This window comes from Burkholderia sp. BCC0044 (assembly GCF_902832955.1).
GTDB lineage: Bacteria > Pseudomonadota > Gammaproteobacteria > Burkholderiales > Burkholderiaceae > Burkholderia.
Genome location: NZ_CADFDO010000003.1, coordinates 304,871 through 326,676, shown reverse-complemented (window position 1 = coordinate 326,676; position 21,806 = coordinate 304,871). Strand labels below are relative to the sequence as shown.

The 21,806-nt window shown below is 63.5% G+C and carries 23 protein-coding genes; 17 read left to right on the top strand and 6 right to left on the bottom strand.

Features of this window, described 5'->3' with window-relative positions:
* Positions 1-88: 88 nt before the first annotated feature.
* From HWX14_RS18465 to HWX14_RS18395, 15 genes are all read left to right on the top strand, one after another.
* On the top strand, positions 89-1,606 hold the full coding sequence (locus HWX14_RS18465; protein WP_244130261.1) for an efflux transporter outer membrane subunit: 1,518 nt from the start codon (positions 89-91) through the stop codon (positions 1,604-1,606).
* A 66-nt stretch (positions 1,607-1,672) separates the two neighbouring features.
* Positions 1,673-2,728, top strand: coding sequence for a nucleotidyltransferase domain-containing protein (locus tag HWX14_RS18460; protein WP_175883872.1), 1,056 nt, complete (start codon positions 1,673-1,675; stop codon positions 2,726-2,728).
* Positions 2,725-3,885, top strand: coding sequence for a radical SAM protein (locus HWX14_RS18455; RefSeq protein WP_175883871.1), 1,161 nt, complete (start codon positions 2,725-2,727; stop codon positions 3,883-3,885). The genes HWX14_RS18460 and HWX14_RS18455 overlap by 4 nt, the downstream gene beginning before the upstream one ends.
* Positions 3,882-4,790, top strand: a complete 909-nt coding sequence (locus HWX14_RS18450; protein WP_175883870.1) for an HEXXH motif-containing putative peptide modification protein — start codon at positions 3,882-3,884, stop codon at positions 4,788-4,790. The genes HWX14_RS18455 and HWX14_RS18450 overlap by 4 nt, the downstream gene beginning before the upstream one ends.
* 75 nt (positions 4,791-4,865) lie before the next feature.
* Entirely contained in the window at positions 4,866-5,045 is a 180-nt protein-coding gene (locus tag HWX14_RS18445) for a hypothetical protein (RefSeq protein ID WP_175883869.1), read from the top strand.
* Positions 5,046-5,105: 60 nt separating this feature from the next.
* A complete protein-coding gene (locus HWX14_RS18440; RefSeq protein ID WP_175883868.1) occupies positions 5,106-5,564 on the top strand; it encodes an NUDIX domain-containing protein in 459 nt (152 codons plus the stop codon).
* Positions 5,565-6,233 carry a hypothetical protein gene (locus HWX14_RS18435; protein WP_175883867.1) on the top strand — a complete coding sequence of 223 codons (669 nt, stop codon included), beginning with the start codon at positions 5,565-5,567 and terminating at the stop codon, positions 6,231-6,233. It abuts the gene before it with no gap.
* Positions 6,217-6,903, top strand: a complete 687-nt coding sequence (locus HWX14_RS18430; RefSeq protein WP_175883866.1) for a 2OG-Fe(II) oxygenase — start codon at positions 6,217-6,219, stop codon at positions 6,901-6,903. The genes HWX14_RS18435 and HWX14_RS18430 overlap by 17 nt, the downstream gene beginning before the upstream one ends.
* Entirely contained in the window at positions 6,896-7,546 is a 651-nt protein-coding gene (locus HWX14_RS18425; protein ID WP_175883865.1) for a TylF/MycF/NovP-related O-methyltransferase, read from the top strand. Before HWX14_RS18430 ends, HWX14_RS18425 begins: the two co-directional genes overlap by 8 nt.
* Positions 7,539-8,195, top strand: a complete 657-nt coding sequence (locus HWX14_RS18420; RefSeq protein ID WP_175883864.1) for a hypothetical protein — start codon at positions 7,539-7,541, stop codon at positions 8,193-8,195. Before HWX14_RS18425 ends, HWX14_RS18420 begins: the two co-directional genes overlap by 8 nt.
* Entirely contained in the window at positions 8,185-9,015 is an 831-nt protein-coding gene (locus HWX14_RS18415; protein WP_175883863.1) for a class I SAM-dependent methyltransferase, read from the top strand. Before HWX14_RS18420 ends, HWX14_RS18415 begins: the two co-directional genes overlap by 11 nt.
* Before the next feature lie 7 nt (positions 9,016-9,022).
* Positions 9,023-9,415 carry an Rrf2 family transcriptional regulator gene (locus HWX14_RS18410; RefSeq protein ID WP_175883862.1) on the top strand — a complete coding sequence of 131 codons (393 nt, stop codon included), beginning with the start codon at positions 9,023-9,025 and terminating at the stop codon, positions 9,413-9,415.
* A gap of 249 nt (positions 9,416-9,664) precedes the next feature.
* Positions 9,665-10,261, top strand: a complete 597-nt coding sequence (locus HWX14_RS18405; RefSeq protein WP_175883861.1) for a DUF2760 domain-containing protein — start codon at positions 9,665-9,667, stop codon at positions 10,259-10,261.
* Positions 10,258-12,099 carry an Hsp70 family protein gene (locus HWX14_RS18400; RefSeq protein WP_175883860.1) on the top strand — a complete coding sequence of 614 codons (1,842 nt, stop codon included), beginning with the start codon at positions 10,258-10,260 and terminating at the stop codon, positions 12,097-12,099. Before HWX14_RS18405 ends, HWX14_RS18400 begins: the two co-directional genes overlap by 4 nt.
* A 5-nt stretch (positions 12,100-12,104) precedes the next feature.
* Entirely contained in the window at positions 12,105-14,873 is a 2,769-nt protein-coding gene (locus HWX14_RS18395; RefSeq protein ID WP_175883859.1) for an Hsp70 family protein, read from the top strand.
* Positions 14,874-14,958: 85 nt separating this feature from the next.
* Here HWX14_RS18395 and HWX14_RS18390 read toward each other — a convergent pair whose 3' ends face one another.
* Positions 14,959-15,969: an arginine deiminase-related protein gene (locus HWX14_RS18390; RefSeq protein ID WP_175883858.1), complete on the bottom strand. Its 1,011-nt coding sequence runs from the start codon at positions 15,967-15,969 to the stop codon at positions 14,959-14,961.
* Positions 15,970-16,028: 59 nt separating this feature from the next.
* Complete coding sequence (locus tag HWX14_RS18385) at positions 16,029-17,108, bottom strand: ornithine cyclodeaminase (protein ID WP_175883857.1); 1,080 nt, start codon at positions 17,106-17,108, stop codon at positions 16,029-16,031.
* A 294-nt stretch (positions 17,109-17,402) separates the two neighbouring features.
* On the opposite strand from HWX14_RS18385, the gene HWX14_RS18380 reads away from it, so the two are divergent.
* Positions 17,403-17,834 (top strand): Lrp/AsnC family transcriptional regulator, encoded by a 432-nt coding sequence (locus HWX14_RS18380; RefSeq protein ID WP_059237585.1) that lies wholly within the window; start codon positions 17,403-17,405, stop codon positions 17,832-17,834.
* Positions 17,835-17,868: 34 nt separating this feature from the next.
* Here the strand turns inward: HWX14_RS18380 and HWX14_RS18375 are convergent, their stop codons facing one another.
* The 4 genes from HWX14_RS18375 to HWX14_RS18360 are packed head-to-tail and all read right to left on the bottom strand — an operon-like array spanning position 17,869 to position 21,456.
* On the bottom strand, positions 17,869-18,462 hold the full coding sequence (locus tag HWX14_RS18375) for a peroxidase-related enzyme (protein ID WP_175883856.1): 594 nt from the start codon (positions 18,460-18,462) through the stop codon (positions 17,869-17,871).
* Positions 18,459-18,989 (bottom strand): hypothetical protein, encoded by a 531-nt coding sequence (locus HWX14_RS18370; RefSeq protein ID WP_175883855.1) that lies wholly within the window; start codon positions 18,987-18,989, stop codon positions 18,459-18,461. Before HWX14_RS18370 ends, HWX14_RS18375 begins: the two co-directional genes overlap by 4 nt.
* Complete coding sequence (locus tag HWX14_RS18365; protein ID WP_175883854.1) at positions 18,986-20,446, bottom strand: NAD(P)/FAD-dependent oxidoreductase; 1,461 nt, start codon at positions 20,444-20,446, stop codon at positions 18,986-18,988. Before HWX14_RS18365 ends, HWX14_RS18370 begins: the two co-directional genes overlap by 4 nt.
* A complete protein-coding gene (locus HWX14_RS18360) occupies positions 20,443-21,456 on the bottom strand; it encodes a LysR family transcriptional regulator (protein ID WP_175883853.1) in 1,014 nt (337 codons plus the stop codon). Before HWX14_RS18360 ends, HWX14_RS18365 begins: the two co-directional genes overlap by 4 nt.
* A 44-nt stretch (positions 21,457-21,500) precedes the next feature.
* On the opposite strand from HWX14_RS18360, the gene HWX14_RS18355 reads away from it, so the two are divergent.
* Entirely contained in the window at positions 21,501-21,797 is a 297-nt protein-coding gene (locus HWX14_RS18355) for a hypothetical protein (protein ID WP_175883852.1), read from the top strand.
* The last annotated feature ends 9 nt before the right edge of the window (positions 21,798-21,806 follow it).

Genomic DNA, 21,806 nt, shown 5'->3' with positions numbered 1-21,806 from the left:
GAGGGGCAGTCCTCATGTTCGCAATATCTGTCTTCAATGGTGACGTGATGTCTGAATTGTGTCTTGTGATTGGGTCTCGAGTGTAATCATGCCGTTTACAAACAAGGATCTGCCTCACGGGAATAACGTGCGCAACATGCCTATTCCTGGCAAGCCTCGCCGCACGTCGCCAGTTGTCGCGCATGCGACGTGTCAGATCACCTTCCCTCGGCTGAAACATTGCTTTGTCGGCGCATTGATCCCGTTCAGCGCCGTGTTGACTGGGTGCGCGGGTAGTGTCTATGAACGGCCATCGCTCGATGTGCCGGCGCGTTGGGTTCAGGCGAACGTCGTGGACGGACATACGACGCCGGATGCGGTGCCGTGGTGGACGCGTTTTGGCGATGCGCGGCTCGAACGACTCATTGCCGAGGTGCTGTCGCGCAACAACGATCTCGCCACCGCCGCGCTGAACGTGTGGAAGGCCGAGATTCGCGCCGGACTCGCGGGCGATCCGCTCCAGTTGGGGGCCGAGGCTGGCGTTAATGTCCGTCGTGATTTTCACTTGGATAGCGGCGAGGCGACCCGGAACAACATCGGCATGTCGCGCGGAACTGTCAGTTACACGATCGACCTGTGGGGCCGACTTGCGCAGCAGCGGAGCATCGCTGAATGGGCACTTCTGGCGTCCGAGGCGGATCGCGAAACAGCACGCCTCAATGTGATCGCCACCGCGGCGAACCTTTACTGGCGCCTGGCGTACCTCAACCAGCGGCTGGCCTCCGAAGAGCAGAGCCTCGCGACGGCATTGCACACGCAACAACTCGTAAATGCCCAGAATCTGGCGGGGATCGTATCCGCGCTCGAGCGTCGGGAAGCGGAGCAGACGGTTCTGACGCAAAAGAGCAGCCTGTCGCAGTTGCGTCAGTCTCAGGTCGAAACGCGCAACGCGCTGGCGATTATGTTCAACGCGGCGCCGGGCAGCAATGTGCTGGAAGAGGTGCTCGGTCAGGAGCCGCCAGCATTGCCAGCCGGAACATTGCCGTTAGTGGAGGGCGGGCTGCCTGCGGATCTGCTGGGGCGACGCCCTGATATGCGTGCTGCCGAACTCCGGTTGCGCCAGAGTCTTGCCAATGTCGACGTGGTTCGCACTAGCTACTACCCGAACCTCTCGCTGACCAGTGCGGTGGGATCGAGCAGCACCTCGCTCGGTAGCCTGCTGGCGAATCCGGTGGCGATCCTTGGCGCTGGCCTGAACTTGCCATTTCTCAATCTTAAGGCGATGCGCGTCGACACGCGCATCGCGCAAGTGGAGTACGAGTCGGCGGTCATCGGATTTCGCCAAGCGCTCTATCAGGCCTTCGCTGACGTGGAAAATGCGCTGTCTGCACGAGTCCGCTTGGCCGAGCAGGCCGATCTTCGGGCTTTGAACCTAACCGCCGCGCGAGAGGCCGAGCGTCTTTACGAGACTCGTTATCGTGCGGGTGCGGTCGCGCTGCGCACGTGGCTCGATGCCCAAGAGTCACACCGTACCGCGGAACTCCTCTGGGCGCAGACGCGCCTGAGCCAGCTGCAGAACTTTGTCGCGCTCTATCAGGCCGTGGGAGGCGATATGTCCATGCGTTGAATCTGGCACAGGAGCAGTGTTCCCAATGTCGTCGCTATCAAATCTCCTCCAAATGCAAGGAACCAAATGAGTGTCTCGAAGGAAGCCTTTTCTTTGCCGGATCTTGGCAGGCTAGCGAATGGATTGTCGATCCAGCCCTGCGATATCCAGCGCTGCAAGGCGTTGCTTCTTGTTGGGTCTTACGCTGAAGGCTTGTCGACGAGAACATCCGACCTCGATTTCATCGTATTGACCAATGAGAGTGTGACTTCGTGGGGAGAGGACGAGGAGTTTCGCGTCTGCCAGATTGACGGGCGGCGAATCGAAGTCTTGGTGCTCAACTACGCAGGTATCTCGAAGATTTTCGGAATATGTGACGCGGAAAACTACAATTTGTATTCGCTCCGGAAACTTGAATTTATTCACCGTCTCCTGAACGGAATTCCGCTACATGGACGGGAATATCATGATTCTCTGATTGCCGGTAGAAAGAAATCATTTCAGAGAAGGATGGCGGACTTCTACATAAAGGCTGGAGAAAATATTTTCGAGGACATTGTCGGTTGCAAGGCCAGTGGAGATTTGCTGACGCTGACGATGCAGACGCGCGAGCTGGCCCGATTCAGCTTCGATGCCCTACTTGCGACTGAGGGTGACACATATCCGAAGGTGAAGTGGCGGGCCCGACGTATTGCTCGCGTGTTCGAAGCGCGGCCGGATGTCGTGGAAAGCTATCTTGACGTGGAGTTCCGCGTTCCCTTCGACTCGGAGTCGACGATCGAGACGTGGTGTCGCCACGTCATGGCACTCGTCGCGCAGAATCAGCTAGAGCTGTATTTCGGCGTGAAATCTAGGCTGTCGTTCGAAGAGTTGCAGCGTAGACCGGAATGGTTTGACGGGTACATCTTTCGCCACCTTGGGCGCTTCTATATCCGGACGGAGCAATCGCTTCGCGAGGTAAACGACATCGCGGTGGCGTGCATGCTGCTGCTGGCAGCAAAAACGCCACTCAATGAATTGCGGAGCGAGATGGAAAGCCTTTGTTCGGCAAGCGGAATAACGGTTCCTCGGCGCGATGTTGTGGCAGATATCGTCTCAAAATTGAAGGAACAGAACGTCTACGGAAAAGGGGGGAGCGAATGAACGTTTTGCTGCCGCAGGCCGACGAGCCGATGGAACTGATCCTTAAGCTCACAGGCGAGACCTGCAATATCAATTGTTACTACTGCTATGAAAAGAGGAAGCCATATCCTCAGGCGAGCTATTTGGACACCGCGTCGCTGGTATCGCTGTTGACCCTCCTGGAGCCGCGACCATTGTCGGTGCATCTCTTGGGAGGGGAGCCTCTGCTCTTCGGCATGGAGCGGATGCGATCCATATTCGCCGCATTGCGGGCATACCGCGGCGGTATTCGCGTTGGGATACAGACAAATGGAACACTCTTGAGCGGCGAGTGGCTCTCGTTCTTCTCGATTGAATGGCCCGAGATTCAGATTGGTATCAGTATCGATGGGCCTGAAGAGTTGAACGGATTCCGGGTTGACTACCGGGACAACTCCACGTTCCTCGCCGTATGCGACGCCATGCAGCGATTACACGATCACGGTCTCGAAGTCGGAGTCATCAGCGTGATTACACGAAAGTCGATCACGAGCGCTCCACGACTGTTGGACTTCATCTCGAATTTCGAGGCCGTTAGAGCTTTGAACTTTGCTCCGTGTTTTGACTATCGGGTAACACTCAAGCGTGTGCCGAAAGGGAATTTCATTTCCATCCAACGTTTGACCAGCGGAAAGGAAAGTCCAGACTGGGCCATTACGCCGGAACAATACGCGGAATTCCTCTGCTCGGCCTATGACCATTGGGCGAAGACCTCCTTGTATCAGCGATTCAGCATAGAGCCGTTCATGAGCATCATCAGGAAGCTTCTTGGGCGCACGCCGGGTTCCTGTCATTTCTCTGAGCAGAAATGCGCCTACTCGGTAACGCTTTATCCAGATGGCCGAATTGGTACGTGCGACGAAATCGATATGCCGCTCGGCCTTATTTCTGAAATGCGGTATATATCGAATAAGGAGGATTTTCTGTGGTGGCAAAGGAACGATGCGCTGCGGACAAGGGTTTCAAGATTGCTGAAGGTATGTGACTCCTGCGCCTATCAATCAACGTGTGGAGGCGGGTGTCTTGCTACGCGTTTGAAGTATGAGGGCACGGAAATGGAAGAAGAGTATTGCAGGTATAGATCGACGATTATCGATCACATTAATTCCTCGCTAGCGGAAAATGGAATAATGTTATGATATTTGAAAAAATCGAATGTTCAATTCGCAATCATCGCAGTCGTCGAATCGACCAGCTCACTCAGATATTTGACGGGCTTGACATACCCGTATGCACCAACGTGTCGGACGGTGCCCGTTTCCCGGTGCGATATGCCTCAATGCATCACATTGCATTCAGGGCGAGGCGCGGAGCGCTGACGCATTCCAGTGAGCTGATTGCAGGTGCGCGGTCCCACGCACTCGCACTGGAAAGAAGTAACTCTGATCTGCCGTTGTTCGCAGATGCCACTTCCTGCTGGGAACCGCCTGGTGGTGACTTTAGTTCAGCCGTATATGTGTTGGGTGCGGATTCCCGGTGCTGCGATGACAGCTATCGTGGACGCATCGCGAGAATCGTGTGCGAACCAGAGTTGTTCATGCCGGCTGGCGCGGATTTTCCGGTCGGCATTGTCGTTTCGTTTGGCGATGCGTCGGGCCGGAACACCCATCGTAGCTACACGGTTGCCCAGCTTCCCGGGACGGTGTTCATCGAGAAGACGGCAAGTGACTTCCAGATGAAGGAGGCATTGGTTCACGAAGGGGCGCACTGCTGGCTGAACGACGCTTTGGTCGCCTGCGAGGAAGTGATCGTGCGCAGTGAGACGCGGTTCCATTCACCATGGAAGGGCGAGTGGCGTCCCGCATTCAATTTCCTGCATGCGGTCGTGGCGTTTTCGACAGTGACCAGATTCCTCGCGAGTGAATTGGCGAAGGGGAATTTCGTTGACCAGTCTTACGAGGTTCTTAATTTTCGACTTCGCGAGCATCTTCTCAAGTTGTCGCAAGCGAACCAATCGTTCTATGAGGTACTCAGGGAAATATCCGACATCCGTCTCAGGGGCGCACTGGAAAACCATTATCGTGGCATTGAGAATCTCACGTGATCCAAAAAAGCGCGGACAAATCCACGCTTAAACCCGCGCGGACTTGTCCGCGCTTAAACCTAAAGGAGTTAACTGATGAACGTAGACAATTTCGCCGACTTCGTCCGGCGTGTTGAGGCGCTGGACTTGGGTGAATCGAGCGGCAAGACGACAGCGCACACTTCGGCGGTGACGCTGAGTTGGGCACCGATCCTTGATTCGGTGACTGGCCAGGGCGTCTCTGCGGAAGCGCAGCGCAGCGACTTGGATAACTGATCAATGCGAGGAGCCCCTGTCCCATCGGGATTGGGGGTGACTTCGACTGGAAGAATTATCGTGCAAATCAAGAACAAAGTACTTGTCTATCTTACATGGCGAGATAAATTGCTCACTTTCACGCAGCCTATGTTCCCGGAAGCCGGGCGGCAGGTGGTTGCCGGCACGATGGAGCAGGACGAAACACCTGAAGCCGCTGCGCTACGTGAGCTACGCGAGGAAAGCGGCATCGAAGATGCAGAAGTTGTTCGCATCCTCGGTGACTACTTCTATTCGATGAGGAAATTCGGAAGAAGCGAGATCCAGCACCGGCATGTTGTGCACATCATGGCGAGTGACTCCATTGCTATGAAGGAATGCTGGACGTATTTCGAGACTCATCCAAGTTCCGGTGGCGAACCAATTGAACTCAGCCTTCAATGGCTTCCCCTTTTTGAAAAAGAATTCGCGCTGATCGGTGGACACGATTTCTTCCTGCCCATGTTGAAACATTTCGTGCGCGAGCATTCGGAGATTTGAATGAGATGTGTTGCCGATCACGTCGACAAAAGCGCACTGTTTGACGAGCCCACGGCCATCCACCTCGCATCGGCAAGGCTGGTGGACGGTCGTGCGATCCACCACTACTTGATGTTTATCGAACCGGTGCTGGAAGCATCGAAGGCGCGGGCAAGACAGATAGAGTGCATGCTAGGCGAAGCTGGTTTGATGAATATCGCTGCACGTTGGGCAGACGGAGCGCGCGCGTCAGGGGGCGATTCACACAGTACCTTGGAATTCTTCGAGGAGATCACCGCGGAGCAAGGGGCGGCAACTGGGCTGTGGAACGCGGCATGCCGTTTCATTTGCAAATGGATTTCTGCCGAGCATATTGTGAACGGCGTACCAGACATCTATGTGCGGCGCCGTGTTGGCGACTTCCGGACACTGATCGAGCTCTTTGCCGACAGCGTCGTGAGTGAGGCTCGGCGCCGATCTGGCCACCACAGGTCGACCTCCGTGTCTGTCGGACCGGAAGAGTTGTTGCAGTTTCTGCAATCCTTTCCCCATCTGCCTCATACGCAGGAGCTTGTCTCGTGCTGGTATCCGGGCTGGAACAGGGTCTTGTTCATTTACGATTCGCCATTCGATCCCATGACAAATCTTATGCAGTGCTCTTTCGAGACGACAGATGAATACACTCCTTGAAACGCTCTTTGTCTCCGGTTTTCCACTGTTGTCGATGGCGGAGGTCAATACGATCTTGATGGAGATCGACCGGCATGTCGACACGCTGGATCCATCTATAACCGACTACCAGAGACGCAAAGCCAGTGTGCACAGCGCCGATGGTTTCAGCGTCGATGAACTGAAGGCAATATACGAGCCTAATGGCAGGCTCGAACTGGTCTCACTTCCGGCGTCCATTACGGATGCTGTCACGAACGCGGTGCAGCGCCAGCTTCCGCTGGTGCAGCGGCTCCTGCCGTCGGTGACGGGAATCGGCGACTGGATTTATGTTGAATATGGTGTCGGCCAGTACATCACCCCGCATATCGACGGAGTGAGTTCACCAACGGACAGTCGGAAACAGATTGCTGGTATTGGGGTGTGGTTGAATGATGATTTTGAAGGGGGGGAATTCGCGGTAAGCACAGTCATAGACGAAAATCTCTTCGGCGAGAACAGAAACGAATTTGTTGCTTATGGCGTCGACAATAGCGTTCCGTGGTTTCGAGCGTTGTGTACTACTACCTGGACAGCAAAACCAGCTGCCGGGGACGTGTTGCTATATGGTTCGCAGACGATTCACAGCACGCGCCCCGTAGTAAAGGGCAAGGCGCGCAGACTGATCAACTTCTTGACGGCAAATGGATAACAAGATTATTTATCAATTGGCGGACGACAACGCAAACATGTCCGATCTGGATCGGTTGGTCAACCTGTACTGGGCGTTTTCATCCGTTCTGTTTTCCAGGGTACCCGGAGACGTTGTGGAGCTTGGCTGCAACGCCGGAAAGACTACGGTTTTCTTTCGGATGATTCTGGATTATTACAAGGTCGGCAAGACGATTCATGTCTACGACAGCTTCGAAGGTTTGCCCGCTCCAGGAGAGCGTGATGCCTACTTGCGAGCGGGTGACTGTCGTTGCACCGCTTCAGATCTGAAGGAGACGTTCAAAAAATGGGACCGTACGCTGCCGGAAATTCACAAGGGTTGGTTCGATAAGACCCTGCCGGAACAGCTTCCCGATCAGATTGCCTTCGCATATTTGGATGGCGACTTCTACGAATCCATCAAGATTAGTCTTGAAACGATCTATCCGCGCCTTGCGAACGGTGCCATCGTAATTGTTGACGACTACTGCGACCTCAAGCGAGCGCCTCGCAGCTGGAATGGATTGCCTGGCGTCAAGGTGGCATGCGACGAATTCGAACGTAAAGCGGGCGTCAGGTTCTCCGCACTGTGCGGTATTGGTGATCTATCATTTGGCATGCTCAGGAAAGAATGCAATGACTAAAGCCGCGTTCATAGCAATTGAAGGATGTGATGGCGTCGGCAAGTCGACCATTCGGAATCTTCTACACAAGATGCTTTGGGAGCATGGTCTGCATTGCTCGATGGTGGGGCAGCATTCCTGGCTTGATCTTGGCGCGTCGCGCGTGATCGTAGACGTCAGGGAGCGACTGCGTGAGCGGGAGCCCGCGGAGATTTCGGAAGCCTATTTCATCGACAAGCGGTTGCATGCGTCGGCCACGATCGAACCAGCGCTTTACTTGGGTCCCGTGATTTCGGATCGGTATATTATCAGCGATGCTGTCTATCAGGAGGCTCTCTACGGCATATCAGCGGAAGAGACGCTCTTGAAACATAAGAGGGAGAATACCTTGCTACCCGATGCGATTCTCTATGTGGATGCGGCCGTTCCCACTGCATATGAGCGCATACTTCGCAGAAGCAAGCATACGCGGCATTACGAGCGACCCGTTGAGCTCGCCGTTATTCAGGCGATATACGAGAGAATTATTCCGTACTGCAAATCGGATCTGGGTATTGAGAGTCTGATCTTTCTAAATGAACATCATGATGTTGAGGAGCGGGTCAGGAGTTCTATTCTTGATTTCATAATCGCGCTCAATCGACAGGGAACTCTCGCCCGTGACGCTTAACGTCTGGACAGCAAACCGCTCAGAGCTTGGAGTGCTGGAGGGGCTTCCATATGGGACTCCCGACTTTAGCGCACGTGTCGTCGCGTTGCAGCTTGATCCGCATACCGATCAGGGGGCCAGAAGGGTACATCTCGTGCGTGGGCAGATCGATCGGATAGTGCGTCGGCTGGGCGCAGACATCTTCCAAAAAGTTGCACACCTCGGTTGTGGGCCGGGTGTGGTTGCGGGGTGCGTGCCGATGGAGATGCAGGAGTATATGGGTTTCGACATCAGTCCGGCCGCAATACGTCACGCTTGCGAAGAATATTCGCGTGACAGACGGTACAGGTTTCGAATGGCTGACATTCGCCACGATCTTGGGATTGACGGCTCTTGCACCTTGGTTCTCCTACCCTACGAAGTGCTAAATCAGTTCAATGAGGCAGGCGCCCGGTGCGTCGCTGCCAATATTTGCAGCGCGTTGAGTGCGACAGGCGTTGCAGTGGTGGAAATCAGGAATGTCGAGCTGACTCAGCAGACCGGACATCAGTTCTCCGTCCAAATGCTTGATCGTTCGATCTTCTCTTCCCTGCCTCACTATCTTCGCGTCACATCAGGCTATAACGAAACAGCGCGAACCTATGTAGATGAATTCGTTGTGACGTGGGCACACGGATCGAAAGTGTTTTATTCCATTGTTTGGCTGTATACACTCGAGGAATTGGGCGCGATATTTGGCGAGGTTGGGCTGGAGATCTTCGCTGTGGAATATGATAAGCCCTATCAAACGGACAACTCCTTGACAGCTTGCAATCCCATGCTCTTTATCAGAAGGCGATAATCTCCACATGGACCAGGCCGACGGCCCGCTGACGTCGGAGACGATCGCGACGATGCTGTGCACGAACCCGGTCGTCGTGCGGCGCCTGCTCGGCGGGTTGCGCGATGGCGGCTACGTGCAGTCGGAGAAGGGGCACGGCGGCGGCTGGGCGCTGAGCGTCGCGCTCGACGACATCACGCTGCTCGACGTCTATCGCGCGGTGGGCGAGCCGCCGCTGTTTTCCGACCTGGTGCCCGAGGATGCGCCCGAATGCCTGGTCGAACAGGCGGTCAACGCGCATCTGTCGGCGACGCTGAAGGAAGCCGAAGCGTCGTTGCTCGCGCGCTTCGGCGAAGTCACGCTCGGCATGCTGTCGCGCGATTTCGAAGCGAAGGCGGCCCGGCTGCGCAAACCGCGCTGACGCAGCGCAACACGGCGCGAACCCACGCGCGACGCGCGCCGGCGCGGTCGAAACCGTCGCGCCGCCATGTTCTGTCCCCCAACTTCTGCCCGGTTCGCCCGCCACAGGGCAAAATACGGGTTTTCCGCACCCGCGAGGGCGCGTTCGAATCACGCGCCGGGCGGCGGCAGTGCGCATGCCGCACGCCGCCGCCCGGCGCCCAGGCAAGAAACGCTCGCCGTGCTGCGAGCCCACAGGAGTCCAGACCCCATGCCCGAATCCAACCTGTCCTTTTTCGGCCGGCTGTCGCTGGCCGTCGGCACGTTCTTCTCCGTGCTCGGCAATCGCGAGTTCGCCGCCGGCGTGCTGCGCGTGCGCGATGGCGCGCCGGCCCCGGTCGCGCCCGCCCCGGCGCCCGCCCCGGCGCCCGCTGCCGCGCCCGTCGCACCCGCGCCGGTGAAGGCACCGGCCCCCGAGCTGCGCGAAGCGAGCCCGCAGGCCGCGCTGCAACTGCTCGGCCTGCTGCAACGCGACGCACGCTTCATCGATTTCGTCGAGGAAGACATCGCCGGCTACGCGGACGCCGACATCGGCGCGGCCGCGCGCCTCGTGCACGACGGCTGCCGCGCCGCGCTGCGCGAACACTTCACGATCGTGCCGGTGCGCGACGAAGCCGAAGGCAGCCGCGTGACGCTGCCGGCCGGCTTCGACGCGACGGCCGTGCGCGTGACCGGCAACGTGGTCGGCTCCGCGCCGTTCACCGGCACCGTCAGCCATCGCGGCTGGCGCGTATCCGACGTGCGCCTGCCGAAGCTGACGGGCAGCCACGACGCATCGGTCGTCGCACCGGCGGAGGTGGAACTGTGAGCGATCCGCGCTATTCGATCGGTATCGACCTCGGGACGACCCACTGCGCGCTGTCGTACGTCGACAGCAGCACGAGCGACGGCGAAACGATCACGCAGCAGGTGCTGCCGATCGCGCAACTGACCGCACCCGGCGCGCTGGAATCGCGCGACCTGCTGCCGTCGTTCCTCTACCTGCCGCATGAAAGCGAACTGACGCAGGGCGACCTGACGCTGCCGTGGACGGATTCGCGCGGCTTCGCGGTCGGCGAGATGGCGCGCACGCGCGGCGCCGGCACGCCGATCCGCCTCGTGTCGAGCGCGAAGAGCTGGCTGTGTCACCCGGGCGTCGACCGCCGCGCGGCGATCCTGCCGAGCGATGCGCCGCCGGAAGTGGCGCGCGTGTCGCCGCTGGAAAGCTCGATCCGCTACCTGACGCACCTGCGCGAAGCGTGGGACCACGCGCATCCCGACGCGCCGTTCGCCGACCAGGACGTGACGGTCACGATCCCCGCGTCGTTCGATCCGGCCGCGCGCGAACTGACGGCGGAAGCCGCGCGCGCCGCGGGCTACTCGCGGATGACGCTGCTCGAGGAGCCGCAAGCGGCGCTCTACAGCTGGATCCAGAAGAGCCAGGGCGGCTGGCGCAAGCAGGTGCAGGTCGGCGACCTGATCCTGTGCGTCGACGTCGGCGGCGGCACGACCGACCTGTCGCTGATCGCGGTGGTCGAGCGCGACGGCAATCTCGAACTGCATCGCGTGGCCGTCGGCGAGCACATCCTGCTCGGCGGCGACAACATGGATCTCGCGCTCGCGCACGTGGTCGCGCGCAAGCTCGCGCAGCAGGGCACGCAGCCCGATCCGTGGCAACTGCGCGCGCTGACCTACGCGTGCCGCTCGGCGAAGGAAACGCTGCTGTCCGACCCGACGACCGACGCGGTGCCGCTCGTCGTGCCGAGCCGCGGCTCGAAGCTGATCGGCGGCTCGATCCGCACGGAATTGACGCGCGCGGAACTCACGCAGACGATCCTCGAAGGCTTCTTCCCGCAAGTCGATGCGGCCGCGCGCCCGGTGAGCCGTGCGCGCGTCGGCCTGACGCAGCTCGGCCTGCCGTATGCGCAGGACGCCGGCATCACGCGCCATCTCGCGGCGTTCCTCGGCCGCCAGGTCGCGGCGCTCGACACGCTCGAAGGCGTGCAGCGCACGCTGCCGCAGGGCGCGACGTTCCTGCATCCGACCGCCGTGCTGTTCAACGGCGGCGTGTTCAAGTCGACGCTGCTCACGCAGCGCGTGCTCGATACGCTCAATAGCTGGCTCGCCGCCGAAGGCGCGCCGCCCGCGCGCCTGCTCGAAGGCGCGGATCTCGATCTCGCGGTCGCGCGCGGCGCGGCCTACTACGGCTACGTGAAGCGCGGCCGCGGCGTGCGCATTCGCGGCGGCACGGCGCGTGCGTACTACGTCGCGATCGAATCGGCGATGCCCGCGGTGCCGGGGCTGGAGCCGCCGGTGCAGGCGCTGTGCGTCGCGCCGTTCGGGATGGAGGAAGGCTCGGATGCGGCGCTGCCGCCGCAGGAGTTCGGCCTCGTCGTCGGCGAACCGGTGCAGTTCCGCTTCTTCGGATCGTCGGTGCGCCGTCAGGACCAGGTCGGCACGCTGCTCGACTACTGGTCGGCGGAAGAGCTGCAGGAGCTGGAGGAAATCCAGGCGACGCTGCCCGCCGAAGGGCGTACCGTCGGCGAAGTCGTGCCGGTGAAGCTGCATGCGCGCGTGACGGAGGCCGGCACGCTCGAACTCGAGGCGATCCCGAGCGGCACGGACGAGCGCTGGAAGGTCGAGTTCGACGTGCGCGGCGCCGTCTGAGCGCGATGAAGCGTTATACGGTCGGCATCGACCTCGGCACGAGCAATACGGTCGTCGCGTACGTCGAGGCCGGTTCCGACGCGATCCGCGTGTTCGACGTCGAGCAACTGGTCGGCCCCGGCGCGGTGGCCGCGCAGCCGCTGCTGCCGTCGGTGCGCTATCACCCGGCGGCGGGCGAGCTGCCGCCGGACGCGCTGCGGCTGCCGTGGGCGGCCGATCCGAAGGTAAACACGAAGGCGAGCGCGCAATCGGGCAAGACCGATGCGCCGCCGGCCGTGATCGGCCGCTACGCGCGCACGCTCGGCGCGCAGGTGCCGGGCCGGCTCGTGACCAGCGCGAAGAGCTGGCTGTCGCATGCTTCAGTCGACCGGCTCGCGGCGATCCTGCCGTGGGGCGCGGCCGACGGCGTCGACAAGGTGTCGCCGGTCGATGCGAGCGCGAGCTACCTCGCGCATGTGCGCGACGCATGGGACGCGCATTTTCCCGATGCGCCGCTTGCGAAGCAGCACGTGATCCTGACGGTGCCCGCGTCGTTCGACGACGGCGCACGCGCGTTGACAGTCGAAGCTGCCAAACGCGCGAAGCTGCCGGCGCTGCGCCTGCTCGAAGAACCGCAGGCCGCGTTCTACGACTGGTTGTATGGCCAACACGCGACGTTGCGCGACACGTTCGCCGCGCCGCGGCGCGTGCTGATCTGCGACGTCGGCGGCGGCACGACCGATCTCACGCTCGTCGACGTCGCGCCCGGCGACGACGGCGAGCCGACCTTCACGCGCGTCGGCGTCGGTAATCATCTGATGCTCGGCGGCGACAACATGGATCTCGCGCTCGCGCGCCTCGTCGAGTCGCGGCTGACCGAGCCCGGTACGCGGCTGTCGGCCGCGAGCCTGTCGCAACTCGTCGAACGCTGCCGCGCGGCGAAGGAACGGCTGCTCGGCGACGACGCGCCGGCGTCCGTCACCGTCACGCTGCTCGGTGCGGGCAGCAAGCTCGTCGGCGGCGCGCGTTCGGCGGAGCTCACGCGGCAGGAAGTCGAGCAGATCGTCGTCGACGGGTTCTTTCCGCAGGTCGAGGCCGGCGAATTGCCGCGCCGTGCGCGCGCGGCGATCGTCGAATTCGGCTTGCCGTATGCGAGCGACGCGGCCGTCACGCGGCACGTCGCCGCGTTCCTGAACCGTCATGCGGAAGGCCCGCTGCCCGACACGCTGCTGCTCAACGGCGGCGTGTTCCGCGCGGGCGCGCTCGCCGGCCGTCTCGCGCAGACGCTCGGCGCGTGGCGCGGCGCGCCGCTCGACGTGCTGCACAACGCGCATCCGGACGTGGCCGTCGCGCGCGGCGCGGTGGCTTACGGGCTTGCGCGTGCGGGCCATGCGCCGCGCATCGGCGGCGGCTCCGCGCGCAGCTATTTCCTCGTGCTCGACGATGGCGAAGGCGACGCAGCCACCCGCGGCGTCTGCCTGCTGCCGCGCGGCGCGGAAGAGGGCCGCGAGATCCGCCTCGACGATCGCACGTTCGCGCTGCAGCTCGGGCAGCCGGTGCGTTTCCACCTCGTGTCGACGGTGGCCGACACGAAGTACCAGCCGGGCGATCTCGTCGCTCTGGACGGCGGCGATTTCGTGCGGCTGCCGCCGATCGCGACGGTCGTCGATGCGAAGGCGGGCGGCGACGCGCGCGAAACGCCGGTGAAACTCACCGCGTCGCTGACCGAGGTCGGCACGCTCGAAATGCATTGCATCGCAACCGACGATCCGTCACGCCGCTGGCGGCTCGAATTCCAGTTGCGCGGCGATGCGCCGGTTCACGGCGACGATGCCGCGCTCACGCGGCATCCGAGGCTCGACCAGGCGATCGAGCTGATCGAGCGCTCGTTCGGCAGCAAGGCCGCGGGCGTCACGCCGAAAGATACGCGTCGGTTGCGCGCGCAACTTGAACAGGTGCTCGGCGCGCGCGAAGACTGGGACGTCGCGCTCGCACGCGAACTGTTCGACGCATTGCTCGCGCGGGCGCGGCGGCGGCGCCGCTCGGCCGATCACGAGCGCGCGTGGCTGAATCTCGCCGGGTATTGCCTGCGTCCGGGTTTCGGCCATCCGCTCGACGCATGGCGGATCGAGCAGCTGTGGCCGCTGTTCGACGACGGGATTCAATACGTGACCGACGCGCAGGTGTGGTCCGAGTGGTGGACGCTGTGGCGGCGCGTGGCCGGCGGCCTCGACGACGACGCGCAGACGCAGGTGCGCGACGCGATCGCGTTCCTGGAACCATCCGACGACAAGCGGCGCAAGCTGCCGTTCGATCCGGCCAAGGTCGGGCCGGCCGACATGACGCGGCTGTCCGCGTCGCTCGAACGGCTGCCTGTCGAGCGCAAGGTCGAACTGGCCGAGCGCCTGATCGCGCAATTGCAGAAGCCGGCCGAGCGCGCGTTGTGTGCGTGGGCGCTCGGGCGGATCGGTGCAAGGCGGCCGTTCTATGGCAGCGCGCACAGCGTCGTGCCGGCGGAAATCGTCATCGGCTGGCTCGATGCGCTGTTCGCGCTCGACTGGAAGCAGGTCGAGCCAGTTGCGTTCGCGGCTGCGCAGATTGCGCGGATGACGGGCGACCGTTCGCGCGATCTGCCGGACGACACGCGCGAGGCCGTCATCAAGCGCCTGTCGGCCGCGAACGCATCGGCGGCGTGGATCGACATGGTCCGTGAAGCGATCGCGTTCGATGAAGCCGATACGGTTCGGGTATTCGGCGAAACGCTGCCGGCCGGGTTGAAGCTGTTGGGCGATTGAGAGCAGGGCCGGATGCTTCGATCTCGTTCGCGGATCGAAGCATCCGGCTCACGACAACCATAGCTCGACGTCGAAGTCCTTTCATTCAGGCTTGCGATACCGACACCGCTTCGCGCCGCTTTTCCATTGATTCGAATTTCACGCCGTCATGCGCCGCCGCCGAACGCCGCGCGAGATGAATCCCCGCGAGCATGCAGCGCACCGACCCGCCGGCCAGTTCGATCGTCGGCACGTCGAGCGGCAGCAGCCGTGCGGAGCGTTCGATCACGGTGCGCTGATCGCGCGTGAGGCAATCGAACGCGCGTCGCGACAACGCGAGCACGCGGCCATCCTTCCCCGACAATTCCAACGTATTGCCCGCGAAATTCGCGATTTGCGACGGATCGAGCGCGATCACCGCGCGCCCCGTTTCGGTCAGGCGTTGCGCGATCTCGCCACGGCGGCGGCTATCGGCGATCAGGTCGAGGCCGACCATCGCGAACTCGGTCGCGACGCTCATCATCACGTTCGTGTGATAGATCGGTTTCCCGTTCGCATCGGCCGTGTCGAAGCAGATCGGCTCGAAGTTGAAGTGCGTGCAGAACCGTTCGAGCGCGACCGGATCGGCGCGGCGCGAACGCGCGGTGTACGCGATTCGCGCGACGTGGTCGAGCACCATCGCGCCGGTGCCTTCCAGGAACACGTCGTCGTATTCGAGGCCCGAGTAGTCGATCACGTCCTGCACGCGGTACTCGGTCTTCAGCATCTCGATCACGTCCGCGCGCCGCTCGCGGCGGCGGTTCGGGCTGTGCATCGGATACAGCGCGATATGCCCACCGGGATGCGTCGAGAACCAGTTGTTCGGAAACACCGAGTCGGGCGTGTCGCGCTCGCCGTGGTCGTCGAACACGTGCACGCGCACGCCCGCATCGGCGAGCGTCTGCGCGGCGGCCGTGACTTCGTCGCGCGCGGCGGCTGACACCGCCGGCGTGTCGTGCGCATCGTCAGCGGTCGTGCGCTGGAACGCGTTGTCGGTCGCGGTCTGCGGGTTCGGCACGAAGCGGTGCGGCCGGATCATCACGACGGCGGACGGCGCCTGGATCGATACGAGATTCATGAGCGGTAAGGGCGAGAGGCGGAAAACCGGGTGGCGCGCACGCCACCCGCGCATGACGGTCAGCGCGCGAACGCGGCGACGGCTTCGGTCACGAACGCCGCGTGACCGTGCGCGATCGCGGCCGGGTCGTCGATCAGCGCGAACAGGTTCTTCGGATCGACGGCCGGCGGGATCAGCGCGATCTCGACGCCCGCGTTGTGCTGCTGCGCGAGCGCATACAGGTAGCGCAGCGCCGAGTAATCCTCGAGCGCGAAGCCGACCGAATCGAACACCGTGACTTCGTCCGCGCGTTCGCGGCCGGTCGTCTCACCCTGCAGCACGCGCCACAGTTCGGTCACCGGGAAGTCGGCCGGCATCTGCTGGATCTCGCCCTCGATGCGCGACTGCGGCTCGAATTCGACGAACACGCGGCCCGCGTGCAGCACGCCCGCTTCGAGTTCGGTCTTGCCCGGGCAATCGCCGCCGACCGCGTTCAGGTGCATGCCGGGCTCGATCATGTCGGCCGCGACGATCGTCGCGTATGCCTTGTCGGCGGTGACGGTCGTCACGATGTCGGCGCCGCGCACCGCGTCGGCGGTCGAGGCGGCGCGCACGATGCGCAAGCCGCGGTACGCGGCGAGGTTCCGCACGAGCTTGTCGGTCGCGAGCGGATCGACGTCGAACACGCGGATTTCGTCGATGCCGAGCAGCGTGTGGAACGCGATCGCCTGGAATTCGCTTTGCGCGCCGTTGCCGATCAACGCCATCGTGCGCGAATCGGGTCGTGCGAGCGCCTGCGCGGCGAGCACCGACGTTGCGGCCGTGCGCAGTGCGGTGGTGAGCGTGAGTTCGGCGAGCAGCAGCGGATAGCCGGTATCGACTTCGGCGAGCGCGCCGAACGCCATCACCGTGTGCATCCCGCGCGCCGCATTGACGGGGTGGCCGTTCACGTACTTGAACGCGAACAACGACGCGTTGGCGACGGGCATCAGCTCGATCACGCCGTCGCGCGAGTGGCATGCGACGCGCGGCGACTTGTCGAAATCGGCCCACTGCAGGTAGTCGGCGCGCAGCGTGTCGACGAGTTCGCGCAGGAACGTCGTGACGCCGGTTTGGGCGACCAGGCGGGCGGTGGCGGGAACGTCGAGGAAGCGAGTCATCGGTCTGTCTCCATATTCGGTGCCGGTACGGGTGTCCGGCGTTCTGGTCGACCGGGCGGGGCTTCGGCGCGAATCCGGGCTTCCTGGAAAGGCAGTGGCGCGGCGGGTCGGCCGGTCGATGGAGTCATTATTTCCGCGAGTCGGGCCAACAAAAAGACGGCAAAAGTGGCAGATTTATCGATAGACTTGGCAAATTGCCAGTCCATTCCGGCAATTTGATTAGTTCATGCTGGCCGGAATGCGCAGCCTCCGGCACGCTGACGGCCGGTTCACGCCCAACAGGAAAGCCCGTTCATGATCACGCTCGACGACGTCGACCGTCAGCTCATCGCACTGCTGCGCGACAACGCGCGACTGCCGGTCGTCGCATTGGCGAAGGCATTGCGCGTGGCGCGCGCGACCGTGCAGAACCGGCTCACACGGCTCGAGAAAAACGGCGTGATCGTCGGCTATACGGTGCGGCTCAAGCCGGCCGCCGAACGGCACCGGATCCGCGCGCTGATGTCGATCGCGGTGCAGGGCAATCGTGGCGCGGAGGTGGTGAAGGTGCTGCGCGGGCATCCGAACGTCGCGTCGATCCACAGCACGAACGGGCGCTGGGATCTCGTCGCCGAGCTGCATGCCGATTCGCTCGAGCACTTCGATCGCGTGCTCGGCGCGATCCGGTTGATCGACGGCATTGCCAATACCGAGACGAGCATCTTGTTGTCGACGCACAAGGCGTGACGCGGGCAGCGCCGCGCCACGTTCCTGCGTGCGGTCAGGCGCTGGCCGCCGGCTCCGGAAACACCGGTTCGCCGAGCGTCAGCATCAGCCGGTTTGCCCACGCGAAGATCGCGATCGCGTGCGACAGGTCGAGAATTTCCTCATGCGTGAGCCCTTCGGCTTCAAGCGCGGCGAGGTCGTTTTCGTCGATCGCGTCGGGCCGTTCGGTCAACGCGATCGCATAGCGGACGATCGCGCGTTCGCGCGCCGTCGTGCCGGCCGTCGCCGGATCGTCGAACACCTGCTCGATCGCATCGGTGCGTTTCGCGAGCTGCGCGAAGCGTTGCGCATGCACCGACGCGCAGTACACGCAGCCGTTCACGCGCGATACCGCCGTGCTCGCCAGTTCGCGCTCCGCGCGCGATAGCCCGCCGGGGCCGTACATGATCGCGTTGAACACGCCCGAGCGCTGCAGCAGGATTTCGGGCAGATGGACGAGCAGCAGGTAATAGTCGGACGTTTTCGCTTGCGGATGGCTCGCTTCGAGCACCGCGAGTTGATCGGGCGTCGCCGCGTCGAGCGAGACCGTGTCGAGCCACGCGCGCCAGCCGAGCGTGTCGGATGTGAAGCCGTGGGTGGCCGTCGTCATGCGGCCTCCTTGGCGGCGCGCGCCTGAAGTGCCCGCGCGGCAGCGGCCACGCGCAACTGATACGCGACGAACGCAACGAGCTGCGACAGCGCGACGATCGCGGGCGTCGTCAGTCCGGCCGATTTCAACGCGTCGAGATCGGAGGCGCGTGCGTCGACCGGTGCGTGCGTCAGGCGCTTCGCGTGCAACAGGATCGCGCCGAGGCGGCGCGGCAGTGCGCCGAACGCGTCGGCATCTGCGTGCTCGATGTCGTCGAGCGTGCCGCCTGCGTCGAGCAATCGTGTGCGATAGATGTCGGCGAGCGCGTGCGCATTCGACTGCCGCGCGACATAGCGTGCCGCATGCAGCCGCTCGACCGGCGAAAGATCGGGCAGCGCGCGATCGAAGAGCGCGGCTTCGCTTAGTTGCGTATGCAACAGCACCTTGCCGCGTGCGCGGCGCAGCGCGGCGACGGCGTCGCCGTCCCGCAGGCCGGCCGCGGTGTCGATCGTATCCGGCACGGCGGCCGGCGTGATGGAGTCAGTCATCGTTTCGGGGTTCCTTCGTCGTCAAAGTGACCGATGGCGTCGGCGTCGCGCCATTCGTCGCCCTGCAATTCCGCATTCGCGTAGGCGACGAGCGCGTCGTAGTGGCGATCGCGATCGGCATCGAACAGCCGGCTCGCAATGCCGCGTGCGAGCCGCTTCGCGCCCGCGCTGATGGCCGGGATATCGCCGGACAGCTTGCCGTGGCTCAGGCTCGCCGCATGGTTGAAGCAGTGGATGCGCGTGACGGCCGGGCACGCGCCGCGCTCGCGTTCCTGAAACGCGAACGCGGGGCCGAGATCGGGCGACTCGGCGAGCTCGTCGAGCCACAGCGACGGTTCCGGCCGATAGCGATCCTTCCAGCGCCGCACGTGCGCGCCGAACGACGCGAATTCCTCGCGCGTCGTCCAGTCCGAATGAAAGCCGGTCGCGAAGATCAGGAAGTCGACCGTGTAGCGACCGCGCGGCGTCGTCACGTCGAGGCCGTCCGCGCGGTCGGCAAGCGTCTCGATCGGGCTGCCCGCATGGAAATGCGCGTGGTCGTGGCGCGACACGCGCAGCACGCTGTCGCGCGGCGGCGGCGTCTGCGACGTCAGCGCGTAGTGCATGAAGCGCCACTTCGTCGCGTCGTCGAGATCGGCGTAGCCGTGCACGAGGCCCGGGCTGCCGATGCCGGTCAGCTTGTTGATGCGCGGAATGTCCGCGCGGCGGAAGAACAGGTCGACGCGCGCGGCGCCCGCTTCGAGCGCGGTGCCCGCGTTGTCGAACGCGGACGCGCCCGCGCCGACCACGCCGACGCGCTTGCCCGCGAGCGCGGCGAAATCGATCGGCTCCGACGAATGGGCCCAGCGCGTGCGCGGCACGCGTTGCGCGACGGGCGGCACGTACGGGCCGCCGAGCCCGTCGCGGCCGGTCGCGAGCACGACGTGCCGCGCGAGCAGCGTGTCGCCTTCGCCGTTTGCGCGGATGTCGAGCGCGAGCAGCCCGTCGTCGCGCGGACGCAGCGCGACGAGCGTCGTGTCGTTGCGCACCTGCAGGTCGAGCACGCGCCGATACCAGCGCAGGTAGTCCATCCATTGCGGGCGCGGGATCTTGTAGAGCGAATCCCACGCGTCGCGGCCGTATTGCGCTTCGAACCACGCGCGGAACGTCAGCGCGGGCAGGCCGAGCGCGGGGCCGGCGAGCTGCTTCGGCGAACGCAGCGTCTCCATCCGCGCGAACGTGACCCACGGGCCTTCGTAGCCGGCCGGCGCGCGATCGATCACGCACTGGTTGTCGATGCCGAGCAGGCGCAGTTCGGCGGATGCCGCGAGCCCGGCCATCCCGCCGCCGACGATCGCGACGTCGAGCACGCGCGCGCCGTCCGCGTCGCGCGGCGGCACCCACGACGGCGCGGGCAGGTCGAGCCAGCGCAGGTCCTGCGCGAGCCGTGCTTCGAGTGCGTCGAGTTGGGTCGTCATGCGGCCTCCGGGCGCGCGCGGCGGGTGCGTGTCGGGCGAGGCGGGCGCGCCGCGCGGTCGGTGCGCAGCCGATCGCCGCGCAGCAGCGCATCGTGTGCGGCGGCGTCGTGAAAGATCACGTCGTCGAGCAGCGTGCGCGTCGTGCGGTGCAGTGCGTCGAGCAGCGCATCGACGGCCGCGGTGCGCGCCTTGCCGGCTGGTGTCGCGACGCCGAACGCGAACGGGATGTCGACGTCGAGCGGGCGGGCGACGACGCCGTCCACCGGCAATGCGACACCGGTCGCCGGATCGACGATGCCGATCCCGATGCCCGCGCGCGCGGCCATCACCGCATTCAGCGACGCATTGGTTTCGATGAACACGCGCGCATCGACCCGCGCGGCCGCGAACGCCGCGTCGATCCGCTGGCGCAGCCGGTGCCGGTTCGCGACCGTCACGATGCGGCGGCGTGCGAGGTCGCGCAATGCGATGCGCGGTTTCGCCGCGAGCGGATCGTCGGCCGGCAGCACGGCGACGCACGGCGTTTGCGCGATCCAGTGCACGTCGAGCCCGGCATGCGCCATCGGCAGCGTGACGACGCCGATATCGGCCGTGCCGGCCAGCACCTCGTGCACGACATGCTCGGCCGATTCGCTGCGCAACTGGTAGTGCGGCGCGTGCGCGTCGTCGGGCAGCGCGGCGAGCGCGGCCGGCACGAGCGTGGCCGCGAGCGACGGCGTCGCCGCGATGCGCACGGGTTCGGCCGTTTCGTCGCCGAGCGCGCGGGCCCGCGCCTCGATCGCGCGCAGGCCGACCAGCGAGCGTTCGACTTCCCCGTACAGCAGGAACGCGCGGCGCGTCGGCGTGACGCGCGGGCCGTGCCGGTCGAACAACGCATAGCCGAGATCGGCTTCGAGCTCCTGGATCTGCCGCGTGACGGCCGGCTGCGAGCGGCCGAGCAGTTCGCCCGCGCCGGTCACGCTGCCGGCCGACATGACCGCGGAAAAGGCTTCGAGTTGATGCAACTCCATGACGCGTTCCGATGATGCGATTTGCGCATTGTAGGAGTGCAAGCATGCGCGATTCATATAATGATTTTTGCTATCGACAGCGGGAAAACTGCGAAGCGCGTGATCGTCGCGGCGGTCGGCTATGCGCGCATGCGCGCCGGTCGTGCGGGATGACAAGAACGAAACGCCAATCGAATCAACGCGATGCGATGCATGCCCGCATGTCGATCGATGCAGCGGGTATTCACGTCGATCGCGAACGTCATCCGCTTCGCGCCGCATGCGATATCGATATGCGCAAAACTTCGTTGGAACGCTCCGGACCGGATGGTTACATGCCCTCACTCTTTTCGACTGACTGAAGCTGGGGG